Origin of the sequence: Natronorubrum sediminis (assembly GCF_900108095.1) — an archaeon.
Lineage (GTDB): Archaea > Halobacteriota > Halobacteria > Halobacteriales > Natrialbaceae > Natronorubrum > Natronorubrum sediminis.
This window is the reverse complement of record NZ_FNWL01000002.1, coordinates 1,183,240-1,207,517: the sequence shown is the minus strand read 5'-3', so window position 1 is coordinate 1,207,517 and position 24,278 is coordinate 1,183,240. Positions and strand designations below refer to the sequence as shown.

Below are 24,278 nucleotides of genomic sequence, written 5' to 3'. Positions count from 1 at the left end.
TTCGGATGAGGAGACAATCGAAATCGATCGGAACCGGACTACTCGTCGCTATTCTCGTCGTAAGCCTGATCGGTGTTGGGGCTACAGCACCCGTCTCGAGTGCGACCGAGGACACCGACGAGTCGGTCGAATCTGTCGACATCGACGACGTCGAACAGGCAATCCACGACGCCGTAAATGAGGAACGCGCCGCCGCAGGCGTCGACGAACTCGAGTTCGACGACGAACTCCGAGACGTCGCGTACGTTCACAGCGAGGATATGGTCGAGCGTAACTACTTCGCCCACGAAGACCCGGACGGTGACAGGTTCCTCGACCGGTACGAGGACGCGGGATACGAGTGCAGCGTCAACGGCTACCTCGGCGGCGAGAACCTCGCCCAGACGTGGTTCGACACGCCGGTGGCCACTGACGACCGCGGCACCGTCCACTACGAAGACGAACAGGAACTCGGCGAGGGAGTCGTCGACCAGTGGCTCGGATCGTCGGGCCACGAAGCGAACCTCCTCGCCGAACACTGGGAGAACCAGGGCATCGGCGTCTACGTCACCGACGACGGACAGGTGTACGCCACGCAGAACTTCTGTTGACGCGTCACCTCCTAGTGCAATCGGAAACGCCTCTCTCGAGTCTGTCCGTTAGAACGGCGAAGCAATCACTGCTCGAACGCGTTGTACAACGTGACGTCGATACCGAGGCGGTTTTGCAGCGACCTCGGACGACGTTCTCGTCCCGCTGAGATTCATCGCATCGAAAACCTACACGCGATTTCGATTCGACGAACGGTGAGAACGGCCAGAGTACAGTACGTTTCAGTCGTTCAACTATCGGTGCGCATCGCTAACAGGGACTGTCCAACGGCTACGATTTTCATCCTGAGCGGTAGCTGGTCTGTTACTATTGTCGTATCTCTCGTGAAATATACTGCGGATGAAACACAAATCGATACTGACCGCAGCAGTCGCAACGATACTCATCCTGAGCATGATCGGTGCGGGGGCCGCAGCGCCCGTCTCGAGCACGGTCGATGACGCGTCGACCAACAGTGACGATGTTTCACAATCAGCTGTCACCGATCAATCAGACGATACGACGATAACGTCGACGTCGGAGGCTGGTGACGGCGGTGACGCCCCCGCCAGCGACGTGAGCGTGGACGTGGGCGATGATGACGTCGTCGATTCGATATTCGACAGTCTCGGTCTCGATGGTGACCTCGGATCGCTCGTCGAGGAACTGCTCGACGGGGTCGATACGATCGACGACGACGCTGATGACGAGGACGATGCCGATGAGGACGACGCAGACGATGCTGATGAAGATGATGCCGACGAGGACGACGCGGACGACGCTGACGACGCAGATGATGCCGACGAGGACGACGCAGACGATGCTGATGAAGATGACGCAGACGACGCCGATGACGAAACTGACGACGAAGCCTTCGATCAGGACGCAGCCGAACAGTACGCCCACGAAGCGGTGAACGAAGAACGCGCCGCCGCAGGCGTCGACGAACTCGAGTTCGACGACGAACTCCGTGACATCGCCTATGCACACAGCGAGGACATGGCCGAACGCGGCTACTTCGCCCACGACGACCCGGAGGGTAACGACGTCTCAGACAGGTACGAAGAAGCCGGGTACGAGTGTAACGTGAACGGGTACGTCGGCGGCGAGAACATCGCCCAGACGTGGTACGACACGCCGGTCGACACGGACGACCGCGGGACCGTCCACTACGAGGACGAACAGGAGCTCGGCGAGGGTATCGTCGACCAGTGGATGAACTCACCGGCTCACGAGGAGAACCTCCTCGCTGACCAGTGGGAGAATCAGGGCATCGGTATCCACCTCACCGACGACGGACAGGTGTACGCCACGCAGAACTTCTGCTGACACACCGCGAACGTCGATCGCTTTTTTCAGTCCCGACCGTGACGCGTCACGCATTTCGAGAGTCCGATCAACTCGACTGGTTCGGAGTTGTCTGGCGAGTAGACGACCATCTGGCCCTTCTCCATGTAGGGCACCTTTGACTCGAGGTTGCTCGGGATGTTGACGCTCTTGATGGCGTCCTCGTCGCCGAGGTTGAGCACGACCGTCGTGTTGATCTGCTTGAAGACGGCGTCGTGGATGTCCTGTGGGTCCTGCGTGATGAGAAAGAGCCCGAGACGCTCCTTTCGGCCCTGTTTGGCGGCCTCGGTGAACTTTGTGATGACCTTCCCGGCCTGCACGCTGTCCGCGTCGGTGAGGAAGTTGTGCGCTTCGTCCATGCCGAGGACGAGCGGCGTCTCCTTGATCCGCTCGTAGGTCGAGTCGTTCGAGAGCTTTTCGTCGATCAGCAGCGAGGAGAGGGCGAGCACGATGGTCTCCGTCGCCCGCGTGTCGTTGATGTGGTAGGTCGGGACGACGGAGAGCCCGCCGGGGCGGACGAACTCGTGGACCATATCCGTAATCGGCCGGGCGTCCTGATCGAAAATCTGGTTGAAGCCGAGGACGCGTCGTCGAACCGCGTCGAACGTTGCCTCGTGGACTCGTCCGGATTCGTCTAACTCCTCGCGCAGGGCGGGGTCGTCGAGGAACGTCGTGAATTCGTCGTACGTCGCGTCCGGGCCGTACTGCTCCCGGAATCGGGGTAGAAGAACGCTCACGAGCGCGCCGTACTGGTTGTCGTTCAACCCGCTGCCCGCGACCAACCACGGGTTCTCGTGAACCATCGAGAACGGAATCGTGAACTCGAGTTGCTGAGCGCGGTGGTGGCCCGCGGCGTAGGAGGCCGACCCGACTTTCGGAACGAACGCCGTCGTGTCGTCGTGACCGCCGTAGGCGATTCCCTCACGCTCGAGGCGGCGGGCGAAGTCGCTCTCGAGGTCGGGGTTGTCGTCGTGCATCTGGGCGTACTCGTCCTGGGGGTCGAACTGGACGACGGCGGGGCTGACTTCGCGACCGTCGGCCATAGGGTAGGTCCGTTCGTCGGCAAGGAACTGCCGGAGGACGTTCTTCGCGCCGTGGGTCTTCCCCGAGCCGGTGCCGCCGGCGATGAGACTGTGTCGGAAGATGAGCGGATCTCCCGCCTCGTAGTCGTCTTTCAGTCGGTAATCGATCGTGGGTGGCGAGGCGGCGGTAGTGACCTTCTCGCCGCCGACGGAGAGGTGTCCGAGAAAGACGCCGTCTTCGGGCATCTTGAGACCGGTCTTGATCTGTTCGGTGTCGTCGGCCTGCTCGATCACCGTCTGGGGTTTCGGAACCCGGTCGGTCATCCGCCGTTTGAGTTCGCCATCGTCGTCGTAGAGGACGGCGACGGGCTCGAGTTCGGCGACGAACTTGTAGTCGGCTTCGTCGACATCGTCGGCGCGCATCGCGCGGCGTGCGTGGATCTCCGTCGCGTCGTCTGCGTGGTACTGTTGATCGTACTCGAGACTGGTAATGCGACAGAACAGCGTTTCGCCGTCACCACCGGGGCCGGCCGACTCGCCCGGATACGGTGCAAGCAGGTAACTGCCCAGTCGAATGTCCGATCGATTCTCCTGTGTAACGTACGCACGGAGGGTCGTCTCGTCGCCGTCCTCGGCGACGCGAAGTCCCTGCGAGACGCAGACGGCACCGATACCGACGTCTTCGCCGCGTGGCTCCACGCCGGTCGCTTCGAAGTCGTCCATCGGTTGGCCGGACGTCCCGGTCGACTCCCCACTCGAGGCGCTCGAGTCGGATTCGACGGCGTCGCCGGCTCTCTCGGAGTTGGACGCGGCGGAATGCTCACCGAAGTCACCCAGGTCGGTCATATCACCTTCATGAAAGCGCGTCCTCAAACCCGTTTCCCTCCTCGCACGACTGTCCGGCTGTCGCCACTATCTGAATCGACTCGATATCCCTCCGGAGACGCTCGAGACGCCTCGAGACGTACTCGTTCCGGACGAACGTCTCTCGGACTCCCTGAAGTACCACGAACGAAGAAAACCGAAGCGAAATGGGCAGTGACTATACGTCGACCGTCTGTCTATCCGTCACGCATCCGACTACCGGATCGTCTGAACGTGTTGGTCCTGTTGGGTCACGACACCGGTGTCGTGATCGAACTCGAGGAGGCCAACTGCTTCCAGCGTGGGAAGGTGAACGTGGTGGAGCATGCGTTTTACTTGGAGGGGATCTGTGCTTCCCACGTCGTGTGCGGCGAGCGTCGACGCGATGTACTCGAGGGTGGCCGGTTGCTCGTGCTCGGTGAGCAACGAGACGATTTCGAGACGGACTGGGTGGACGATCGCCTCGAGCAGGTCCTCACCGTTTTCCTGGCGACAGTACTCGAGGAGTCGCGAGAGGTCGGCCGGATAGAGCGGCGAGTCGTCGACGAGTTCGACACCGCTCTCGGTGTCCCACTCGACGATGCCGTAGTCGGCCAGTCGGGGGAGGTGATTGTGGAGCAACGAGAGCCGGACGTTGTAGCGTGCCTCCCCGTTCGAGACGTCGGGCGATTCCCGTTCGACGATTGCCGTGGTCAGCGACGCCAGCGACACCCGTGTTCGATGCATGCGAAGTTCCTCGAGTAGTCGAAGTCGTCGCGGATTTCGAAGGATATCGTACCACTCCGATGGGATGTCTTCGAGCGGAGTCCACTTCCTGTCACTGCCGGATGACGCTTCCGAACTCATCAATCACAGCAACTGCTGCATCAGGGATAAGCACGTTTCCAAAACGATTTGGCTCGAGAAGTACTGATTACTCGGCTAACCAAGCACTACTCGCCCGTGGTATGCTTGAACAAGCCATGTAATGGCTGTTTACGACACTCGCCGAGATTGTGTGCATTGCTAACTCGAAACTATATCAGCCAGGATAGACGAGTTACTCCGCCGAAAGCACTGTCAGTTTGAAGAGAAATTAGTCAGTCTCCGATCACCGAACAGTAACGGGTCGTCGGAATCGAGCGACGAGTTCGGCATCAAAACCAACGCCGTCATCTCCCAGCCGTAGTGTTTTGTTCGCGCCAGTGTCCTTTTGCAGTTACGACACGTAGGAACGACTATGCTCATCGTCTGCGGACGGGCTGGCGGAACCGAACTCTCCGGTACCTTATACGAACGCGGAGAGCGCGCACCCACGTTTCGTGGGGCACCGGACGAAGACGCCGCGTACGTCTGGGTCTGTGACGAGTTCTACGAAGTCGACAGCGGCGGCTCGACGCAACTCGTCGGCGACCGCGAGGTCAACCTCGCGTTCGAATCGCCCATGCCTCGTGGCTTCGATACTCGCGATCAGGCCCTCGAGGCCGCGAAAGAACACGTCCGAACGCAGTTTGCTCGAATCGGTCTCGACCCGGAAACGGTCGACCTCGAGGTCGAAACCGACGTCGAGTCGAACCGCTCGAGTTAGTAGGGCTCTTCGGCCCACCGGTGATCGTCGTAGGTCCGCGCTTGGGTCGTATCGAACTGACTCTCGAGTCGCTCCCGGAGCGAGGCTTTTTCCGACCGGCTGATTCGGGCGAGTTCGTCGGCCTTCTGGACGATGGTCGGCGGGCCGTGTGCGATCGCGACGTTCTGTAGCACCTGCAGCGTGAGCCGTTCGCGCAACTCTGACTGGCGAGTGAACGCGTACGGTGCTTCGACGCGGTAGACGAGGTCGTCACGCGGATCGTAGACGACGAAAAAGGTCACCTCGTAGGCCTCGTGTGAGAGCTTTCGATCGACGCCGAGTGCGTCGCCGTCGACCGACAGGGGCCGATCGACGCCGCCTCGAGACCGGAACCAGTTCGTGTAGGTGAGCGCCGAGGTGTCTCGCTCCCAGCGATCCCCCTCGACGTCGTCGACGTACTCGCCGCGCTCGAGCAGGCGGGTGAACAGCGCCGAGTCGTCGTTCCACGGCGTCGCCAGGTCGGCGTCGCGTTTGTTCTTCAGCGTTCGCGTGATGACGCGGGTCGCCGGATTCTTCACGAACCCCACGAGGGGAACCTCGCGGTCGACGAAGCGTTCGACCAACCGGACGTAGTTCTCGAGGACCGTCGTCGGGCGCGGGTCCTCGAGCAGGAAGTCGGCCAGATCGGGGTGCTGGTCGGCCCAGCGTAACAATCCACGCGGGTAGATCGGGCCGTCGAGGACGAGCAGGTCTTCCACCATTTCGGCGTGATCACAGGCGTGTTTGCTCTCCGCGAGGTAGAGTGCGAGCGCGTGGACGACGCCCTCGGCGAACCGGGGCAGCGGCGGAATCTTCACAGCGCGACTCCGGAGGTACCCCTCATCGTCTTTCTGCCAGTTTTCGTCGACGGTCATCGTCTCGTCGTTCGAGTGAACAGTCATCACCGTCGTTCGCGAGCGATGGAGGTCGAGGTCGCTCGGCGTCGCGCTCATCGCGGCCTGTGCGATGTCGATGACGAGGCCGTTTTTGAACGTCGTCGGGTTGATCGTCCCCGCGTCGAGGCCGTGTTCGGTCGGAAACGACCGTTCCTGGAGGGCGACGTCCTCGCAGTCGACGTGACGGCGACGCTGCTCGTCGACTGGCTCGACGATGGTCCTGCCGTCGTGGACGAGCGGGTCGAGAAACTGGCCCCAGACCGTTTCGGCGAGCGCGCGCCGGTCGCGCTCGTCGGCACCGTGATCGATCCGCCTCGCGAGTCGCGCGATCCCGTCGTAGTGAACCGGATCGAGTGTCATACGCTGTGACGCTCAGTCCACCTGCAAAAAGTCAGCGGTCGGCTTGGAGTTCGACCTCGGCGACACGTTTACTCGAGACCGCGTTACAATTCCATCAGAAAAATTATGAGAGGGGACAGAATTCGTGCGCATAGACCGATGTCCAAGCGAACCGGACGTGTTGCAGAAACTGACAGTGTATCTATCAATTGGCGTCAACACGGCAGCAGCGTGACCCTCTACGACGAAACCGACACCGACGCCTGGATCCGGATGACGTTCGAAGCCGGAACCCCGCCCGAACACCGCCTCTACATGATCTGTGACGACTGCGGCGGCGTCTTCGCCCAGCGGACGACACCCGGGCGCTCGAGCGTCTGTGGTGACTGCGGGGCGACGTTCAATCACCGCCGGGACTAAGCCGGCGATGTCGCTACTCGAGAATGCGTTCCTGAACGTTTCCAGTTGGCATCATACACTGGTCTTTCTGGCCGAAGAGTCGATACCGGTGTTTCGCGACGAGGTCGTACACCCAATCTCGCAGGCGACGCGGGAGGAAGCGAGACGGCCCGAGCAGTCGGTAGACGCCCCCGAGTAGCTGCGCGATTCGGATGACGGCCCCCGATTTGACGTAACAGTGCTCGCCTTCGATCAGGACGACCGACTCGAGGTCGTGGTCCACGAGTCCGTGGTCGGCCAATAACTCCTGGCCGACGTCGGATTGCAGCGAGGCGAAGTAGAACTGCTCGTCGGTGTCTCGAGGAACCAGAAACTGCACGAAGCCGTGACAGAGGTTACAGACGCCGTCGAAGAGCACGATCGGATCGTCGTCCGGAATCTCCGTGGCCATCGGTTGCACGACTGTTAGGTCGTCCGTTAATTCAGCGTTCCGGTCCGGGTACCGGGCGGGTGGTGAGCGACCGCGAACCGCCACACTGCGAGGAACGACAATAGGGACGCGACACTGACGAGCGACAATAGGGACGCGACACTGACGAGCGACAATAGGGACGCGATACCGGCGGGTAACGACAGGTAGTTACGCCGCGCACGTGACCCCTCGCACATGGACGCTGCGCTGATCATCCTCGACGGATGGGGACTCGGCGACGGGAGGAGCAGAGACGCCGTCGACGCGGCCGAGACGCCGAACTTCGACCGGTTGGCGGCCGAGGGCGCGTACGGGACGCTCGAGGTCGCGGGCCGACGAGTCGGCCTACCGGACGGACAGATGGGCAACAGCGAGGTCGGCCACCTCAACATCGGTGCTGGTCGGGTCGTTCACCAGGAGTACACGCGCATTTCGGACTCCATCGCGGACGGCTCCTTCCGGGAAAACAATGCCATCAACGCGGCCTTCGAGCGGGCGCGGGAAAACGGCGGACGAGTCCACTTTCTCGGCCTCGTCAGCGACGGCGGGGTTCACTCGGATCAGGCCCACCTCCACGCGCTGATCGAACTGGCGGCCGACCGTGACGTGGAGGCCGTCACCCACGCCGTTACCGACGGTCGGGATACGTCCCCGACGGGAGGTCGCGAGTATCTCTCCACGCTCGAGGCCGTCGTCGACGAACACGGGACGGGCGACGTGGCTACCGTCTCGGGCCGATACTACGCGATGGACCGCGACCAGAACTGGGAGCGAACGAAGCGCGCCTACGACGCCATCGTGAACCGCGAGGCCGACCACGAGGCGGAATCGGCTCTCGAGGCCGTCGAGAACTCCTACGAGCGGGACGTGACGGACGAGTTCGTCGAGCCAACCCGTATCGACGGCCAGCCGGCACTCGAGGACGGCGATTCGGTCGTCTGGTTCAACTTCCGTTCCGACCGGGCGCGCCAGCTCACGCGGATGCTCGCCGACATCCGTCCCGAGGACTGGACCGACGAGTTCGCGACCAGCCCGCCAGACACGGAGATCGTCATGCTGACCCAATACGACGAGACGTTCGACCTGCCGATCGCGTACCCACCCAATCAGCCCGAGCAGGTCCTCGGGGAGGTGCTCGCCGACGCGGGCAAGACGCAGCTTCGGCTCGCCGAATCGGAGAAGTACGCCCACGTCACCTACTTCCTGAACGGCGGCCGCGAGGTCGAGTTCGACGGCGAGATTCGCGAAATCGTCGAGAGTCCCGACGTGGCGACCTACGACGTACAACCCGAGATGAGCGCCCCCGAAGTGACCGAAGCGGCGGTTTCTCGTATCGAAAGCGAGGGTGGTGAGACACGCGCCGACAGCCCCGACGTGCTCGTCCTCAACTACGCCAATCCCGACATGGTCGGGCACACGGGCGACTACGAAGCGACCATCGAGGCCGTCGAAGCCGTCGACGCGCAACTGGGCCGACTCGCTGAGTCGCTCGAGCGAGCCGGCGCACACGTCTTCGTGACGGCAGATCACGGCAACGCCGACGATATGGGGACCGAAGCTGCGCCTCACACGGCACACACGTACAACCGTGTTCCCGTGGTATACGTCGCCCCTGATGGCTCGAGCGCCGGGCGATCGATCCGAGAAAACGGCACCCTCGCCGACGTCGCGCCGACGCTGCTCGAGGCGCTCGGGATCGACCAGCCCCTCGAGATAACCGGCGAGTCACTACTCGAGTGACGATACCAATTCTGCAGAAAGCGGTCACTCCCCCGCTACCTCGGGTCGATGAACTGGAACGTCGTTCCGTCGCAGTTCGGACACGATTTGTGGTTCCGAGGGGCGGGTGACGTCTCGTCTTCGGGAATGTACACGAACTCACAGTCGCTGCACTCGACGTACTCCCCGTTTGTCACACGGTTCTCACCCTGCTGTAATCGGTGTGCAGGTGACGACGCCGGTGCTCGAGACGGTGACGTCGAAGTCGCTGTAGCGAAACGTGACCTGCGTGTCGGCTTGCGTCTCGGTGAAGATAGTATCGAGGCCAGTCGGATCGACTGCGTCGTACAGTGGCGGCAACTGTGTTGGATCTGTTTGCGATGCGACTCCAACGGCGGTGACGACGGCGAGACTGGTATCGTCGACTGATGGATCGTACGAGACGCGGTAGCGTTCGTGTCGCTCGTCGAATTCGACCTCGTCCGCTGACTGCAACAAAATCGTACCCCCCTCGTCGAGGGAATCGAGTTGGCTCACACTGTATCGATGCGACTGCGACGAGTAGTTCTGACTGTTGCTTGCGTAATGCGTTTATATACTTATTCGGCCGATTCGACGATCGACCCCGCGATCAGCCGTCTGGTCCCTCGCTGTAATCTCGAGGCGACCGCCTGTCTCGTAATCCCCAACTCTTCGGCGATCTCCTCCTGTGATGCTTCGCGGGGTGAATCGTAGTAGCCTCGAGCGTACGCCAGTATCAACGCTTCACGTTGTGTATCGGTCAGGTCGGATTTGTTTCGAATCGGTGAGAGCGCGTGAAGTTGCGTGAGTTCGACGGGAATGTCTCGTTCACGGCAGTAGGTTTGAAACTCGGAGATGTCGTGTTGTTTCGTCCCCCGAAGTTCGAACGTCCACCGTTCTTCTTTCCCGATGGCCGAAACGAGTGAGACGTTCGTCTCGAGAATAGCCGTTAAAATACCCTCGTACTCGAAATTCCAGTCGATCCGGACGAACACCTTACCGTCGACGTCGTCGATGACGCGCAAGTCCTCAATGCCGGGATGCTCGATACCGCTCATCGTAATCTCAGATTCGTCGGCATTCTCGAGCCAGAAGTACGGGACGAGTACCTTGTTCGTCGGGACGACCCTGTCGAGTTCGATCCGGCCGGCGGGAAACTTCGCGAACACTTCGGCGAGCGGAAACTCACCTTCCGTTGCGACGAACGAGGCTTCGATGGCCATGAACAGCGTACGACCGAACAGCTGAAAAGTTTCGTGCAGGCCACCATCGCCCGCTCGAGTCGGTTCCCGGCCGATGGCAATTTTCGCGAACACTTTTTGCGTTCTACCGTGTGGGAGAAAACCACATGAGCGACGACGCCGACGACCACCGATTCGCGACGAACAGCGTCCACGCCGGACAGGAGGCCGACCCGGCCACGGGGGCTCGAGCGCCACCGATCTATCAGACCACCTCCTACGAGTTCGACGATACCGATCACGCGGCAGCCCTCTTCGGACTTGAGGAGGCCGGAAACATCTACTCGCGGATCATGAACCCGACGAACGCGATGTTAGAAGAGCGTATCGCGACGCTCGAGGGCGGTGTCGGTGCGCTCGCGACGGCCTCAGGAATGGCCGCATTCGACCTCGCGACGTTCATCCTCGCCGACGTCGGCGACAACATCGTCTCCGCCTCGTCGCTGTACGGCGGCACCTACACCTACCTCACCCACACCGTCGCAAAGCGCGGTATCGAGACGAAATTCGTCGACACGCTGGATTACGACGCCTACGAGGAAGCAATCGACGACGACACGGCGTTCGTCCACCTCGAGACGATCGGCAACCCCGCCCTCGTCACGCCCGACATCGAGCGCATCGCCGACATCGCCCACGACCACGACGTGCCGTTGTTCGTTGACAACACGTTCGCGACACCGTACCTCTGTCGCCCGCTCGAGCACGGCGCGGACCTCGTCTGGAACTCGACGACGAAGTGGCTCCACGGCGCGGGTTCGACGGTCGGCGGGGTTTTGGTCGACGGCGGCTCGTTCCCCTGGGAAAAGGGCGACTACCCCGAAATCTCGGAGCCGAACCCGGCCTACCACGGCGTCAACTTTTACGAAACGTTCGGCGACATGGCGTTCGCCATGGTCGCTCGAACCCGCGGCCTGCGCGACCTCGGAAACCAGCAGTCGCCCTTCGACGCCTGGACGACCCTCCAGAAACTCGAGTCGCTGCCCCTTCGAATGGAAAAACACTGCGAGAACGCGATGGCCGTCGCCGAGTTCCTCGAGGGCCACGAGAAGATTTCGTGGGTCAACTACCCCGGCCTCGAGAGTCACGAAACCCACGAGGAAGCAAGCGAGTATCTCGAAGGCGGCTACGGTGGAATGATCACGTTTGGTCTCGAGGATGGCTACGACGCGGCCGAGACCGTCTGCAACGAGGTCGACCTCGCGAGTCTGCTGGCGAACGTTGGCGACGCGAAGACGCTGATCATCCACCCGGCAAGCACGACCCACCAGCAACTCACCGAGGAGGAGAAACTGGCGAGTGGCACCACCGACGACCTCGTCCGCCTCTCCGTGGGTATCGAAGACGTCGCCGACGTGATCGCGGACCTCGAGCGAGCGATCGAACTCGCGTAGGTCGACTTCGCGTAGGTCGACTCCGTCGCCGACGTGTTATCAGGTGGACAGTAATATCCATCGTCATTAAGGTGTCGGACGTTCGAGTGGTCGCTATGGCAACCGGGCTACTCACCGAGGACGCAGCGGACCAGATCGTCACGACCTGCCGAACGGCCATCGGCGACAGCCTTCGGTCGGCGACGTACTTCGCGCGCGACGACTACCAACAACTGTACCTCCGCGACGACCTCGAGCGCGACGCCGACCTCTCGACGTTCATCGGCCACGAGTGGCGCGGCTTCAAGACCGCCCAAACGGCCTACGACGGGTCGGAACTCGGCGACTACAACTACACGATCCGCGTCTTCGACAACGGCTTCCTCATCCGCGTCACGAACGACAGCGAAGGCGTCTTCGTCACGACCGACGGACTCACCGTCAAGGACTTCGAGGAGGTCGCGACGGCGCTCAATTCGTTCCTCGACTCCCGCGAAATCGAGTAATTACCCGCGTCGACGCACTCCCTTTCTGCACCTACTCACCGCTCGAGTCGCTCGAGGGAGCCGTTCGTTTCGGAGGATGGTCGCGGTCGGCATCGTCGCCGGCGTGGCGACTCGAGTGGGTGCCGATCGGCAAGCCACAGCCGAGTTCACCGTCGGTTCCGAGCAGACGAGCGAATCGGCGGCGTTCGGCGGCGTGTTTATCGAGACTCATGCCGACGGAAAACGGCAATATCCATTGTAGTAATGCAGCCCATTTGTCGCCGAAAGCCGTGACTACGATCGTGAAACGATCTCGCCGCAGTCTGGCGATTTACCCGCTGTAACGGTTACCTTCGTGATAGTAGTTCCACGATACAGTCGGCTGACAGCGTAACACCCTTTTCGCTCACGACCCTTCGAACCCATAATGAGCACCCTTCCAGACGAAATCGCGGCCGAACTCGAGTCTCATGACTCGTTCGCGCGCGCAGACGACGCCTTCGAACTCGAAACAACCGTCTTCGAGACGCACATCGACGCCGAACCCGCCCCAGACGGGCGAGACGGCCGCTTTCACGTCACCGTCACGCTCCCTACGCTCGACGCCGCCGTCGCCGGCGAGACCGTCGCGTCAGTCGTCGAAGACGGCTGGTTCGAGACGCTCGAGCGACGACTCGAGGACGTCTACACCGTCGCCCACACCGACACCCACGACGACCCGGTCGTCGAGCGCGAGGCGAGCGACGTGACGGTCTCCCTCGAGTACACTGCCTGGGACGCCGATAAGGGAGTCGAAGACGCCAAGACACTCGTCGAGTACGTCGAAGGCACGTACGCACAGGGAATCATCCCCGGCTACGAGTACCGGGGCCCCGCCGCGACGTTACTCGAGAACGCCCAGAACCGCGGTCAGCAGGCAAGCGAGGGCGAGAGCGGCGGTATGCCGATGTAAAAACGAGTCACCGGTCACCATCCGCTTGCTCTCTATTGGGATCGGATATCAAATCGTTCAGCTGGCCGGGAGCGGGCCTCGCGCACCGCGAGCGGTGCGTGACCCAACGGAAGACACATAGAGTGTCTTCCGAGTATCGCGGCGACGTGGCCGCCACTCAATGGGGGAGGGCAGGCATTCGCCCGTTCAACGACTGCGAGCGCTCTGTTGAAGATTTTGCCGAGGGTCGGCTTCGCCGACCCGCAGCGCAAAAGGTCGGTGCTTTAGTCCATCGCGATGTACGTCTGCGTGTTCTCAATGCCCGAGATTCCCTGTATCTGGGTTGCGGCGATCTCTTTGACCGCCGCCGGCGTGTCGACTTGCGCTTTCGCGATGATGTCGACATCGCCAGCGACGATGTGGGCCGATTGGACGCCGTCGAGGTCCTGAATGCTCTCTCGCAGTCGATCCGCCTCGCCCGTGTTCGCCTTGATCATGATAAATGCTGTCACCATCAGTTCACACCTCCTGTGCTCGAGGTCGCGTCCGAGCCCGCGTTAGCACTCGCCTCCCGTTCCGACTCGCCGATCAGTAGTTGTCGAACCGTGCTCAACACGTCGTAATCTGCGAGCACTACGAGTCGGTCGCCGACCTCGAGCGAGAGGTCGTCGCCGGGCAACTCGAGTTCCTGACCGGACTTGCCGAAGGCGAGCACGGTCGCATGTGCGGGCAGTTGCAGTTCGTTGACCGTGTAGCCGTTGGTCGGGGCCTCGTCCGTGATCGTGTGTTCGACGACCTGCAAGTGGGGCGCGATATCCGCAATCGCCCGAATCGTGCCCCCGAGAAGCGCGTTTTTCGCGCTGATGGCACCCAGCCGTTCGGGGTAGATCACCTCGTCGACTTCGTCGGCGTACGTCCGATAGATGTTCTCGCGGTAGGCCTCGTCGATCCGCATGGTCGTCCGGCAGCCGTGGTGGTTGGCGATCATACAGGCCGTGAAGTTGACGTTCAGGTCGCCCGTCAGGGCCCCCAACGCGTCAGCGTCGGCTATTCCGGCCGTCTCGAGCACGTCTTCTTTCGAGCCGTCGCCGTCGACGACGGTGAACTCTTGGGAACGGGCCCGGCGAATCATCCCCTCGTCGCGTTCGATCAACGTCACCTCGTGGCCTTCGTCTCGGAGGACACGCGCCGTGCGCAAGCCGACTCGTCCTGCCCCGATAATCACGAACCGCATGGCCCGGAGTACGCTCGCCCCACCAATAAGCTTGCCCCCAATTACCATGCTAGCCGTTCAGTTTCCGCTCGAGAACGGGCAAAGCTTTTAGTCGTGTGATAGTGTACCACACCCTCGAGCGATGGTTCACGCATTTATTATGGTGAAGACGGCAGCCGGGAAATCAGAGGGGCTCCTCGAGTCGATTCGGGACCTCGAGCCAGTGTCCGACGCGCACATCGTCGCTGGCGATTACGACATTATCGTCGAGATCGACGCCGCGGAAGTCTACGATATCCTTCAGAGCGTCTCCTCGGAATTACAGAGTCTCGAGGGCGTCACGGAGACGAAGACGTACATCGCGATGGACTAAACCCAGCTTTCACCCTGCGGTCTGCCGCGCTGAGGGCAGCAAGGCGGCCGTCAGCGCGGTGTCCCTCGATGAAACCTGGACCAAACGCACTCCTCCCTCCGTTCTCTCACTCCGTTCAGTCGTTCGCTCACATCGGTCGTCGGCCCGCTCGCGGTGCGCGAGTCGCGTTCCCGGCCAGCGCATTCCGGTCGGTTGGGACGTTACTCGCCACCAATCGCTTCTGCCAGCACCTCTCGCACTTCCTCGAGCACCGCGTCCGGCTCCTGGCTCGCGTCGACGCGAACGAATCGCTCGGGCTCGCGCTCGAGCAATCGTTCGTAGTTCGCGTGGACCGACTCGAGGTACTCGACGCGTTCGAACTTGTTCGTCGCGCCCGCACGTTCGGCGGCCGTCTTCGGGTCGACGTCGAGGTAGAGCGTCAGGTCTGGCGGTCTGGAGAACGGTTCGTGGACGTCGACGACGTACTCGAGGGGGTCGTCGACCGCGAGTCGGTCGGACGCGTCGAGGGTCGCGCCCTGATAGGCGAAGCGGGAGTCGGAGTAGCGATCGGAGATCACGAGGTCGCCGCGCTCGAGGGCGGGTTCGATCTTCCGGGAGAGGTGGTCGGCGTGGTCTGCGGTGTAGAGAAACAGTTCCGCGAGCGAGTCCGCGTCGTCGTCTCCGATCGATCGGTAGACGGCGTCGCCGTACCAGGAGTCGTTCGTCGGTTCGCGGGTGAACGTCGCGTCGGGATAGGTCTCCTGAAGCGCCTCCCAGACGGTCGTCTTGCCGCTGCCGTCTAGCCCCTCGAGCGTGACCAGCATGCTCGCACCTCTGGGAGAGAGCTACTTATTCCAATCCATCGAGTTGCTGGGTTGGGTCCTCGAGTCACCTGTGAGTGTAAAGCGTCAACCAGCTATTTACCGTTGCACGGGATAGCGTCCCCGTATGCAGGTCCTCGTCGCCGGCGGAACCGGCTTTATCGGAACGGAACTCTGTGCGGAACTCGACGAACGCGGCCACGACGTGACGGCGCTCTCGCGCAACCCGGATGAGGGCGACCTTCCTGTCGACGTCTCGCGCGTGAGTGGCGACGTCACCGACTACGATTCGATCGTCGACACCGTCGCGGACTCCGACGCAATCGTCAACCTCGTCTCGCTCTCGCCGTTGTTCCAGCCACCGGATGGCCTCGATCACGAGACCGTTCACGCGGGCGGGACGGCGAACCTCGTCCGCGCCGCCGAGGAACACGACGTCGAACGATTCCTTCAGATGAGTGCACTCGATGCTGACCCGAACGGTCCCACCGACTTCATCCGCGCGAAAGGCCGTGCCGAAACACTCGTCACAGACTCTCGCCTCGAGTGGACGATCGTTCGTCCCTCGGTCGTTTTCGGCGACGGCGCGGAGTTCCTCGAGTTTACGAAACTGGTCACGACCCCGTACGTCACCGGGTTGCCGGGTGGTGGCGAGACGCGGTTTCAGCCGATCTGGGTCGGTGATCTCGTTCCCTTGCTCGCGAGTGCCCTCGAGGACGCGCGTCACGTCGGCCAGCGCTACGAACTCGCCGGGCCACAGATCGTGACGCTCGCGGATGCCACGGAACTGCTCTACGAAGCCGAGGACCAGTCGGTCACGATCCTCCCGATTCCGAGTGCGCTCGCGAAAGTCGGACTCAAAGCGGTCGGCCCCGTCCCGTTCGTTCCGTTCGGTCCGGATCAGGCGCGTTCGCTCGAGTTGGACAACACGGTCGTCAGCAACGACGTGACGGCGTTTGACGTGACAGAAGACGACCTGCAGACGCTCGGTGCGTACCTTGGATTGAACGGTCACGGACAGTGGGACCCACAGCGACTGTCCGCCTGAACCGCGAATATAAAAGATCCCCAACATAACCTGCGATCGCCTCGAGTTCCCGGCCATGTGTGCAATGGGACAGTATAAAGCAACGGACCAGTGTCGCTATGAGGGCGTTTCTCGAGCCCATTTCGAGCGTTCAACGGCGCGCTTGCCCCCAGTTTCTTCGAACACAAAACGAGAGCAGACATTCACGCCAACAAAAGATTTATGTCCTTAATCACTCTGGTTCCAATTCAACGGAGCCCCCTGACAAATAATGAAGTTGGCGATGATCGGATTCGGACAGGCCGGTGGCAAGATCGTCGATCGATTCCTCGATTACGACGATCGGACGAACAGCGGAATCGTCCGTGCGGCGCTTGCCGTTAACTCCGCGAAAGCGGATCTCATCGGTCTCGAGAATATACCACAGGAGAATCGCGTACTCATCGGCCAGGCCCGCGTGAAGGGCCATGGCGTGGGTGCAGACAACGAACTCGGCGCGGAAATCGCCGAGGAGGACATCGACGAGGTCCAGAACGCAATCGACCAGATTCCGACCCACGAGGTCGACGCATTCTTGGTCGTTTCCGGAATGGGTGGCGGCACCGGATCCGGCGGCGCGCCGGTCCTCGCGAAACACCTCAAACGGATCTACACGATCCCAGTCTACGGACTCGGCGTGCTGCCGGGAACCGACGAAGGCGGGATCTACACGCTCAACGCGGCTCGCTCGTTCCAGACGTTCGTTCGCGAAGTCGACAATCTACTCGTCTTCGACAACGATTCCTGGCGACAGACCGGCGAGTCCGTCGAGGGTGGCTACGACCAGATCAACGAAGAGATCGTCCGTCGGTTCGGCATTCTCTTCGGTGCGGGCGAAGTCAGCGGCGATCAGGAAGTCGCCGAGAGCGTCGTCGACTCCTCGGAGATCATCAACACCCTCTCGGGTGGTGGTGTCTCGACCGTCGGCTTCGCGAGCGAGGACGTCGAGGTCAATACGGGCGGCGGCCTCCTCTCGCGCTTTACCGGCGACAGCGGTGGGAACACCGACAATTTGGACGCTGCGAACACGACGAACCGAATCACGAGCCTCGTTCGTAAGGCCGCACTCGGCCGGCTGACGCTACCCTGTGAGATCGAAGGCGCAGAGCGTGCGTTGCTCGTCGTCTCCGGGCCATCGGAGTACCTCAACCGAAAAGGCATCGAGCGCGGGCGGAAGTGGCTCGAGGAGGAAACCGGCAGCATGGAAGTCCGTGGTGGAGACTTCCCGCGCGAGGAGCCGGAAGTGGCTGCGGCGATACTGCTTTCGGGTGTCACGAACGTGCCACGGATCAAACGCCTGCAGCAGGTTGCGATCGAGGCCCAAGACAACATGGATGACATCCAGAAAGAGAGCGAAGAGAACTTAGAAGAACTCGTCGAAGACGACGAGGACGAACTCGAGCCGCTGTTTTAGGCTCGAATTCGTCCGGTGCGATGACGCCAGCGGCCGCATTCGTGTCGGGGGGCACGATCGTGGTCGAACGGTGGGTTGTGGCGTCATAGGGTCGGTCGTAACTGGTTACCGGTCAGTCGCCAGAGCGGGTGGTGACTGACTGGAAATGACTTACAACCGACCCTATCACTTGTTTTTGGTACTCGAGAGCGACGCGACAATTCGTCTCCGACGTGTTTTTGCCCGCGTCGTCCCAATCGATCGATCAATGCACGTCGTCGTGCCGTTCGCCGCCGCCGACCCGAAGACCCGACTCGAGTCGCTGTTGTCCCCAGCGGAGCGCTCGCGACTGGCTCGAGCGATGCTCGCGGATGTGGTGGAGACGGTCGTCGAGACGGGCCACGAGGTGGTGATCGTGTCGACGACGCCCCTCGAAACGACCACGCTGGATCTCGAGGGACACGTCCTCGAGTCGGTTTCCGTCGATGTCGACGAGCGAGCGCTCTCCGACGCGGTCAACGCTCGCCTTCCGGGTGGAGACGAGCGAGAGCAAGACGCCGCCGCTCAGAACGGCGAAATTGATGGGGTTGCGGTCGTCATGGCCGATCTCGCACTCGCGACGACCGACGCGCTCGAGCGACTGTTCGGCGCGGACGGCGACGTGGTCGTCGCTCCGGGTCGTGGTGGCGGAACGAACGCACTCGTCGTCCGTCACCCAGCGTTTCGAGTCGACTACCACGGGGCGTCCTATCTGGACCACTGCGAGGAAGCGTCCAACGGTGGGGCGACACTCGAGACGGTCGATTCGTTTCGTCTCGGCACGGACATCGACGAACCCGAGGACCTCGTGGAGGTGCTCGTCCACGGATCGGCGTCGAATCGCACCCGCTCTTGTCTTCGCCGACTCGGATTCGAACTCGAGCGCTCGAGTGGTCGCGTCGGAATCGCTCGAGCAACGCCTTCCTCGACTGAATAGGACCACCTCCACTGGCCGTCGTACGATGTGAAGCGCTTATGTGTCGAGCCACGGGAATTCGAGGTAATGTTTCCCGGGGCGAGCGAGTACGGTGTCGATCTGACGGTCGAGGAGACGGCGGTCGACGACCTCTGTGCGGTGACTCCCGACGACGTCGACGCACCGCCGGAATTGACCTTCGCACGGAACGTCTTCATCCCGCTGACGACGGCCTGTCGCTACACCTGCACGTACTGTACGTACTTCGACGCACCGGGACAGGCTTCGCTGCTCAGCCTCGAGGAGGTCCGAGACATCTGCAAGCGCGGTGCTGACGCAGGTTGTACGGAGGCGCTCTTTACGTTCGGCGACGACCCGGACGAGCGCTACACCGAGATTCACGAGCAACTCTCCGAGTGGGGCTACGACTCGATTCACACCTACCTGCGCGCGGCCTGCGAGGTCGCCCTCGAGGAGGGGCTCTTGCCTCACGCCAATCCGGGCGACCAGACCCGCGAGCAGATGGAGACGGTCGCCGACGTCAACGCCAGCATGGGTGTCATGCTCGAGACGACGGCCGAGGTCGACGCTCACGCTGGCCCCCGACAGAAAGAGCCGGGACAGCGACTCCGGACGATCCAGACCGCGGGTGAACTCGACGTCGCGTTCACGACGGGCATTCTCGTCGGCATCGGCGAGACGTGGCGCGACCGCGCGGAGAGTCTCCTCGCCATCCGCGAGATGCACGAGCGCTACGATCACGTTCAGGAGGTGATCGTCCAGCCCGTCGTCGACAACGAGCGCTGGTCGGACGGCTCGCCTGCCCTCGAGGCGATGCGACGGGTGACGGCGATGGCCCGCGTCGCCCTCCCCGAGGAGATTTCGGTCCAAGTGCCGCCGAACCTCGCGCCCGCTCGAGAGCTAATTGACTGCGGCGTCGACGACCTCGGCGGGGTCTCGCCCGTCACGGACGACCACATCAACCCCGACTACAAGTGGCCCGCGCTGCGCGAACTCGAGGAGATCGCTGCCTCCGCGGCCCTACCACTCGGCGAACGGCTGCCAGTGTACGAACGATTCCTTCCAGACGACCTGCGAACCGACGCGTTCGACGGCGTGGCTGCTGACGGAACCGTCGGCGCGAGCGGGAATCGGAACCCGAACGCAGATCGCGAGTGGATTTCACCGACGATTCGTGACGCACTCGCGGCCGACGACGAGGCTGGTGAGCGCTATCGGTCGGTACTCGAGCAGTCGGCTTTGCCCCTCTGAGGAGTAACGCGGCCGATGGTAGCTGGCAGGTGTTCGTTTCTGATACCGACGGACGGCGTTACGAACAGGAGAAACCGCCGTCGACGACGAGTGCGTGGCCGGTGATCCAGTCGGCCTCGTCGCTCGCCAGGAACAACATCGCATTGGCGATATCTTCGGGTTCGCCGAGACGTTTCAGGGGGTAGTACCGGGACATCTCCTCTTTGGTCGCCTCCCACTCCTCTTCGGTTCGGTTACTTCGGGGCATCGCTGTATCGGTGACGCCCGGGCAAACCGCGTTGGCGCGCACGCCGTGTGGACCGACCTCCGACGCGACCGTCCGCGTGAAGTTGACGATGGCTCCTTTCGACAGCGAGTACGCCCCGAGTTGTGGCGCGCCGATGACGCCGGCCAGCGACGCGGTGTTGACGATCGCTCCGGAGCCCTGGTCTTTGAACTGCGGAATAACTGCCTGACAGCCGTTCCAGACGCCCTTTACGTTCACGTCGATCACGTGATCTCGTTCGCTCTCCTCGATTTCCTCGATCGACGCGCGCTGGTGGCTCACCCCCGCGTTGTTCACCATGATGTCGAGTCCGTACTCCGCGATTGTCTCGTCGACCGCCGCCTGCACCCCCGCCGCGTCACAGACGTCGACCTCGAGTGCCGCCCCCTCGTGCCCCTCTTGCTCGAGTTGCGCGAGAGTCTCCTCGGCCGATTCGCCGTCGATATCTGCCGCGACGATCGTGGCGCCTTCTTCGGCAAAGCGCATGGCTGCTTCTCGTCCGAGTCCGGAGCCGGCTCCCGTGATAAATGCTGTCTTGTCTTCGAGTCGCATACTCTCTGCTCCGAGAACATCCTACAATAAAGTGCCGGCGTGTGCCAATATTTCCCACAGATATGATCGACGCGAGAACGACCCTGCGAATGGTTCGGAACTGGGCGGTGAGAGTCGAGACGCGGACCGCTCGAGGGCGTCAGTCGTCCGCTGGCGTGACTTGTTCCTCGGTCGAAAGTAGCGGGGTGCCGTCGGCCTTCGGCCCGAGTCGTGGGCCGATCGGCGACTCGTCGGGGTCGACGATTCGGCGGGTCTCGTAATCTGTCGATCGTTCGACCGGGACTCGCCCGACCGAAGTGATCAGGTCGGCGTAGTCCGCGAACGATCGATACTCGCCGTACTCGCCGCCCGCGCGCTTGGTAATCTCCTCGGAGAGAATCGTCCCCATGAAGTCGTCCGCGCCACAGGAGAGCATCTTCAACCCCTGCTCGTCGCCGTACTTGACCCACGAGGATTGGATATGATCGACGTTGTCGAGAAAGAGCCGTGAGACGGCGATCAGCAGTTCGTCCTCGTCGGTGCTCGCGCCGCCGGAGACGACGTCGTGTTCGAAGAGAGGGGTGTTCTGGTGGACGAACGAGAGCGGGACGAACTCCGTGATCGCGCCGTCGACGCGCTCTTGAAGGTCACGCACCCGCTTCAGGTGTAGTGCGCGGTGGGCCTCGTTCTCCACGTGTCCGTACATCATCGTCGCCGTCAGCCCCATGCCGACGTTCGCGGCCGCCTCCATGGCCTCGAGCCAGCCGCCGGTATCGATCTTTCCCGGGCAGATGACGTCTCTGACCTCGTCGACGAGGATTTCGGCCGCCGTCCCAGGAACCGTATCGAGACCGGCGTCGTGGAGGCGACTGTAAACCTCCTCGTAGGACCACTCCGTGCCTCGTCGAGCGTGGTAGCCCTCCTCGGGCGTCATCGAGTGGACGTGGACGCCGTCGACGCTCATCGCGTCCATCTGCTCGACGTAGGTGCCCGGATCGGTCGCGTACCGCTCTGGGGGCTTGTAATTGACCGCCTTAGGATCGGGGTGGGCCTCGAGAATCTCTCGGTGTTCTTCGTCGAGTGCGAACGCGGGGTGTAGCCCGGAAACCGAGGTAACCTCGTAGATGCCGCGATCGACGGCGTCGGAGACGATCTCGCGGGACTCCGCTGGCGTCTTGGTGAACCCGGCCGTCTCCACCTCGGCGTCGCGTTCGAAGGTGTGTGCGGCGTCCTTGAAGTTACAGAACAGACAGCCGACGTTACAGGCCGTCGTAACGTTGTTGTTCAGGTTCGCGACGAAAGTGACCTCCTCGCCGACGACGTCTGCGCGTCGCCGGTCGGCAGCCTCGAGCACCTGTTCTTTGCGGGTTCGGTTGATTCCCTCGTCGTCCGTTCCCGTCGTCAGTAGTGCAATCGCGTCGTCGACCGTGAGTCGGTCGCCGGCGCGTGCGTTCGCCAGTGCGTTCTCGAAGGACTGGTCGGTCTCGGGGACGTGCTCGAACGTCAGATCTGCCTCGGTCACCGGGCGCTCCATCGAGGAAGCAATACCCGCACAGTGAGAAAAGGGTGATGGATTGTCGTGTCCCTCACCGGAAAGTCGGGACTGTCTCTCCCGAATAGCGGAGAATTATGCCGACGAGTGGTCGAATCGCGTCGGACCTTCCGAAACAATGAACCCGTGTGAGGCTCAGCACGTGATAGGAATGGAACGCTCGCCGACTGGTAGGGGACGATTTCGACGGGACGAAACGGCGTACATCGTGGGAGCGATTTCGGGTGCGCACTTTCTCTCGCACATCTACTTGCTCGCGTTCCCGCCGCTGTTTCCGTTGTTAGGAGCCGAGTTCGATCTGACGACCGGCGAACTCGGACTGCTCGTGACGGCGATTTACATCCCGACGCTCGTCCTCCAGATTCCCCTCGGCGAACTCGTCGACCGAATCGGGGCGAAACGCATCCTCGTTGGCGGCCTCGTCGTGACCTCACTCGGGATCACGCTCGCCGGCGCGGCGACCTCCTACTGGATGTTGCTCGCGTTCGCGCTCCTCTCGGGCGTCGGTCAGTCGGTCTTTCACCCCGCCGACTACGCGTTTCTCGAGAGCGTGACGACCGAGTCGAACCAGGGGAAGGCGTTCAGTTTGCACACGTTCGGGGGCTTCGCTGGGTTCGCCGCCGCGCCGGTGTTGCTCGGCGGAATCGGGATCAGGTACGACTGGCAACTGGCGCTGTTCGTCGCCGGCTCGCTCGGATTCCTCTACGCTGCGGTCCTCGCAGTCACTGCCGCACCAGTGTACCGCCGGCAGATCCACACTCGCGAGACGAACGGCGGACGCGACGACGGTGGCATCGCGAGTGAACTCGAGACCGACAATCCGATCGACGAGCGGACGACCGAGTCAGATTCGAGCGAGCCGAGTACCACTGAATCGACCACCCCCGGATCGACGCTCCGCCAGACCGCGGCCCAACTTCTTCAGCCCCGCCTGCTCGTCGTCTTCGTGTTCTACCTGCTCTCGATGATGGCGATCGTCGCGTTGCAGTCGTTCACGACGGTGTTCGCCGTCGACTCGCTCGGTTTCGACGACGCGAGCGCGAACAACGTACTGACCGCGTACCTCGTCGGCACCGCAGTCGGCGTCATCGCGGGCGGGCCGCTGGCCGATCGCGTGCCGTTCCAGCCCGTCCTCGTGGGTGCGTTCGCCGTCGCCGCCGTCGGCACCGTCGCTGCGGTCGCCGTCGCGCCGAACATGACCTTCGTCGTCGCCGCCGTCCTCTTCGCGTTCGTCGGTGCAGCGATCGGTATCGCGTTACCCTCGAGGGATACGTTCGCGACGACCATGGCCGAGGCCGGTTCGACCGGCAAGAGCTTCGGCTTCTTCTTCACCGGACTCTCACTCGGTGCCGTTTTGAGCCCGGCGGTTCTCGGGGCGCTCATCGACGTGACGTCCGTGCTCGTCGCCTTCCTCGTCGTCGCCGGTATCCTGCTCGTCGCCGCCTCGGTGATCGTCGTCGTTTCCGTGCTCGGCTTGCTCGAGGGTCCCTCTAACGACCAGAACGACGCGTCCCCTCGGTAACCGCAGTCGTGTTTCGGTAATGGCGGCGTGTCGGGGCGGTGTTTTCCCGGCGATCACTCGAGTCCGCGACAG

General features: G+C 62.4%; 26 protein-coding genes. 14 read left to right on the top strand and 12 right to left on the bottom strand.

What is annotated here, in order from left to right:
• Positions 1-5 precede the first annotated feature (5 nt).
• Both BLW62_RS13135 and BLW62_RS13130 read left to right on the top strand, forming a co-directional pair.
• Complete coding sequence (locus BLW62_RS13135) at positions 6-590, top strand: CAP domain-containing protein (protein WP_090507451.1); 585 nt, start codon at positions 6-8, stop codon at positions 588-590.
• 340 nt (positions 591-930) lie between these two features.
• Complete coding sequence (locus BLW62_RS13130; protein WP_090507450.1) at positions 931-1,899, top strand: CAP domain-containing protein; 969 nt, start codon at positions 931-933, stop codon at positions 1,897-1,899.
• A gap of 26 nt (positions 1,900-1,925) precedes the next feature.
• Here the strand turns inward: BLW62_RS13130 and BLW62_RS13125 are convergent, their stop codons facing one another.
• Both BLW62_RS13125 and BLW62_RS13120 read right to left on the bottom strand, forming a co-directional pair.
• Complete coding sequence (locus BLW62_RS13125; RefSeq protein WP_090507449.1) at positions 1,926-3,785, bottom strand: ATP-binding protein; 1,860 nt, start codon at positions 3,783-3,785, stop codon at positions 1,926-1,928.
• Between the two features lie 234 nt (positions 3,786-4,019).
• Positions 4,020-4,649, bottom strand: coding sequence for a DUF7344 domain-containing protein (locus tag BLW62_RS13120; protein ID WP_090507448.1), 630 nt, complete (start codon positions 4,647-4,649; stop codon positions 4,020-4,022).
• Between the two features lie 373 nt (positions 4,650-5,022).
• Between BLW62_RS13120 and BLW62_RS13115 the strand changes: the two genes are divergently transcribed.
• Entirely contained in the window at positions 5,023-5,370 is a 348-nt protein-coding gene (locus tag BLW62_RS13115; RefSeq protein WP_090507447.1) for a DUF7113 family protein, read from the top strand.
• Here the strand turns inward: BLW62_RS13115 and BLW62_RS13110 are convergent.
• Entirely contained in the window at positions 5,367-6,644 is a 1,278-nt protein-coding gene (locus BLW62_RS13110) for a DNA double-strand break repair nuclease NurA (RefSeq protein ID WP_090507446.1), read from the bottom strand. The two genes, BLW62_RS13115 and BLW62_RS13110, sit on opposite strands and share 4 nt — an antisense overlap.
• A 138-nt stretch (positions 6,645-6,782) precedes the next feature.
• Here BLW62_RS13110 and BLW62_RS13105 point away from each other — a divergent pair, with 138 nt between their 5' ends.
• Complete coding sequence (locus BLW62_RS13105; protein ID WP_090507445.1) at positions 6,783-7,043, top strand: hypothetical protein; 261 nt, start codon at positions 6,783-6,785, stop codon at positions 7,041-7,043.
• Positions 7,044-7,056: 13 nt separating this feature from the next.
• Here BLW62_RS13105 and BLW62_RS13100 read toward each other — a convergent pair whose 3' ends face one another.
• Positions 7,057-7,473: a thiol-disulfide oxidoreductase DCC family protein gene (locus BLW62_RS13100; protein ID WP_090507444.1), complete on the bottom strand. Its 417-nt coding sequence runs from the start codon at positions 7,471-7,473 to the stop codon at positions 7,057-7,059.
• Between the two features lie 216 nt (positions 7,474-7,689).
• Here BLW62_RS13100 and gpmI point away from each other — a divergent pair, with 216 nt between their 5' ends.
• Entirely contained in the window at positions 7,690-9,234 is a 1,545-nt protein-coding gene (gene gpmI, locus BLW62_RS13095; RefSeq protein ID WP_090507443.1) for a 2,3-bisphosphoglycerate-independent phosphoglycerate mutase, read from the top strand.
• Positions 9,235-9,417: 183 nt separating this feature from the next.
• Here the strand turns inward: gpmI and BLW62_RS13090 are convergent, their stop codons facing one another.
• Together BLW62_RS13090 and BLW62_RS13085 are read right to left on the bottom strand one after the other, a co-directional pair.
• Positions 9,418-9,750 (bottom strand): HalOD1 output domain-containing protein, encoded by a 333-nt coding sequence (locus BLW62_RS13090; protein WP_245726722.1) that lies wholly within the window; start codon positions 9,748-9,750, stop codon positions 9,418-9,420.
• 62 nt (positions 9,751-9,812) lie between these two features.
• Positions 9,813-10,457 carry a helix-turn-helix domain-containing protein gene (locus BLW62_RS13085; RefSeq protein ID WP_090507607.1) on the bottom strand — a complete coding sequence of 215 codons (645 nt, stop codon included), beginning with the start codon at positions 10,455-10,457 and terminating at the stop codon, positions 9,813-9,815.
• Positions 10,458-10,582: 125 nt separating this feature from the next.
• Between BLW62_RS13085 and BLW62_RS13080 the strand changes: the two genes are divergently transcribed.
• Positions 10,583-11,869 (top strand): O-acetylhomoserine aminocarboxypropyltransferase/cysteine synthase family protein, encoded by a 1,287-nt coding sequence (locus BLW62_RS13080; RefSeq protein WP_090507442.1) that lies wholly within the window; start codon positions 10,583-10,585, stop codon positions 11,867-11,869.
• Positions 11,870-11,964: 95 nt separating this feature from the next.
• A complete protein-coding gene (locus BLW62_RS13075; protein WP_076581354.1) occupies positions 11,965-12,354 on the top strand; it encodes a DUF7522 family protein in 390 nt (129 codons plus the stop codon).
• Between the two features lie 31 nt (positions 12,355-12,385).
• On the opposite strand, the gene BLW62_RS13070 is transcribed toward BLW62_RS13075, so the two are convergent.
• Positions 12,386-12,565 carry a hypothetical protein gene (locus BLW62_RS13070; protein WP_076581352.1) on the bottom strand — a complete coding sequence of 60 codons (180 nt, stop codon included), beginning with the start codon at positions 12,563-12,565 and terminating at the stop codon, positions 12,386-12,388.
• A gap of 195 nt (positions 12,566-12,760) precedes the next feature.
• Between BLW62_RS13070 and BLW62_RS13065 the strand changes: the two genes are divergently transcribed.
• A complete protein-coding gene (locus tag BLW62_RS13065; protein WP_090507441.1) occupies positions 12,761-13,285 on the top strand; it encodes a DUF5813 family protein in 525 nt (174 codons plus the stop codon).
• Between the two features lie 263 nt (positions 13,286-13,548).
• Here the strand turns inward: BLW62_RS13065 and BLW62_RS13060 are convergent, their stop codons facing one another.
• Together BLW62_RS13060 and BLW62_RS13055 are read right to left on the bottom strand one after the other, a co-directional pair.
• The gene (locus BLW62_RS13060; RefSeq protein ID WP_076581344.1) at positions 13,549-13,779 is read right to left on the bottom strand and encodes an Lrp/AsnC family transcriptional regulator; all 231 of its coding nucleotides are present in this window, start codon (positions 13,777-13,779) and stop codon (positions 13,549-13,551) included.
• Complete coding sequence (locus BLW62_RS13055) at positions 13,779-14,498, bottom strand: potassium channel family protein (protein WP_090507440.1); 720 nt, start codon at positions 14,496-14,498, stop codon at positions 13,779-13,781. Before BLW62_RS13055 ends, BLW62_RS13060 begins: the two co-directional genes overlap by 1 nt.
• 121 nt (positions 14,499-14,619) lie before the next feature.
• On the opposite strand from BLW62_RS13055, the gene BLW62_RS13050 reads away from it, so the two are divergent.
• Complete coding sequence (locus tag BLW62_RS13050; protein ID WP_090507439.1) at positions 14,620-14,850, top strand: Lrp/AsnC family transcriptional regulator; 231 nt, start codon at positions 14,620-14,622, stop codon at positions 14,848-14,850.
• A 200-nt stretch (positions 14,851-15,050) separates the two neighbouring features.
• On the opposite strand, the gene tmk is transcribed toward BLW62_RS13050, so the two are convergent.
• Positions 15,051-15,653: a dTMP kinase gene (gene tmk, locus BLW62_RS13045; RefSeq protein ID WP_090507438.1), complete on the bottom strand. Its 603-nt coding sequence runs from the start codon at positions 15,651-15,653 to the stop codon at positions 15,051-15,053.
• Positions 15,654-15,777: 124 nt separating this feature from the next.
• Here tmk and BLW62_RS13040 point away from each other — a divergent pair, with 124 nt between their 5' ends.
• From BLW62_RS13040 to cofG, 4 genes are all read left to right on the top strand, one after another.
• Positions 15,778-16,698, top strand: a complete 921-nt coding sequence (locus tag BLW62_RS13040) for a complex I NDUFA9 subunit family protein (protein ID WP_090507437.1) — start codon at positions 15,778-15,780, stop codon at positions 16,696-16,698.
• A 250-nt stretch (positions 16,699-16,948) separates the two neighbouring features.
• On the top strand, positions 16,949-18,130 hold the full coding sequence (locus tag BLW62_RS13035; RefSeq protein ID WP_090507436.1) for a tubulin/FtsZ family protein: 1,182 nt from the start codon (positions 16,949-16,951) through the stop codon (positions 18,128-18,130).
• Positions 18,131-18,377: 247 nt separating this feature from the next.
• Positions 18,378-19,085, top strand: coding sequence for a 2-phospho-L-lactate guanylyltransferase (cofC, locus tag BLW62_RS13030; protein ID WP_090507435.1), 708 nt, complete (start codon positions 18,378-18,380; stop codon positions 19,083-19,085).
• A gap of 66 nt (positions 19,086-19,151) precedes the next feature.
• On the top strand, positions 19,152-20,336 hold the full coding sequence (gene cofG, locus BLW62_RS13025) for a 7,8-didemethyl-8-hydroxy-5-deazariboflavin synthase subunit CofG (protein ID WP_090507434.1): 1,185 nt from the start codon (positions 19,152-19,154) through the stop codon (positions 20,334-20,336).
• A gap of 58 nt (positions 20,337-20,394) precedes the next feature.
• On the opposite strand, the gene BLW62_RS13020 is transcribed toward cofG, so the two are convergent.
• Both BLW62_RS13020 and cofH read right to left on the bottom strand, forming a co-directional pair.
• Positions 20,395-21,153: an SDR family NAD(P)-dependent oxidoreductase gene (locus BLW62_RS13020; protein WP_090507433.1), complete on the bottom strand. Its 759-nt coding sequence runs from the start codon at positions 21,151-21,153 to the stop codon at positions 20,395-20,397.
• 139 nt (positions 21,154-21,292) lie between these two features.
• A complete protein-coding gene (gene cofH / locus BLW62_RS13015; RefSeq protein WP_090507432.1) occupies positions 21,293-22,666 on the bottom strand; it encodes a 7,8-didemethyl-8-hydroxy-5-deazariboflavin synthase subunit CofH in 1,374 nt (457 codons plus the stop codon).
• A gap of 169 nt (positions 22,667-22,835) precedes the next feature.
• Here cofH and BLW62_RS13010 point away from each other — a divergent pair, with 169 nt between their 5' ends.
• A complete protein-coding gene (locus BLW62_RS13010) occupies positions 22,836-24,206 on the top strand; it encodes an MFS transporter (protein WP_175459745.1) in 1,371 nt (456 codons plus the stop codon).
• Positions 24,207-24,278 lie beyond the last annotated feature (72 nt).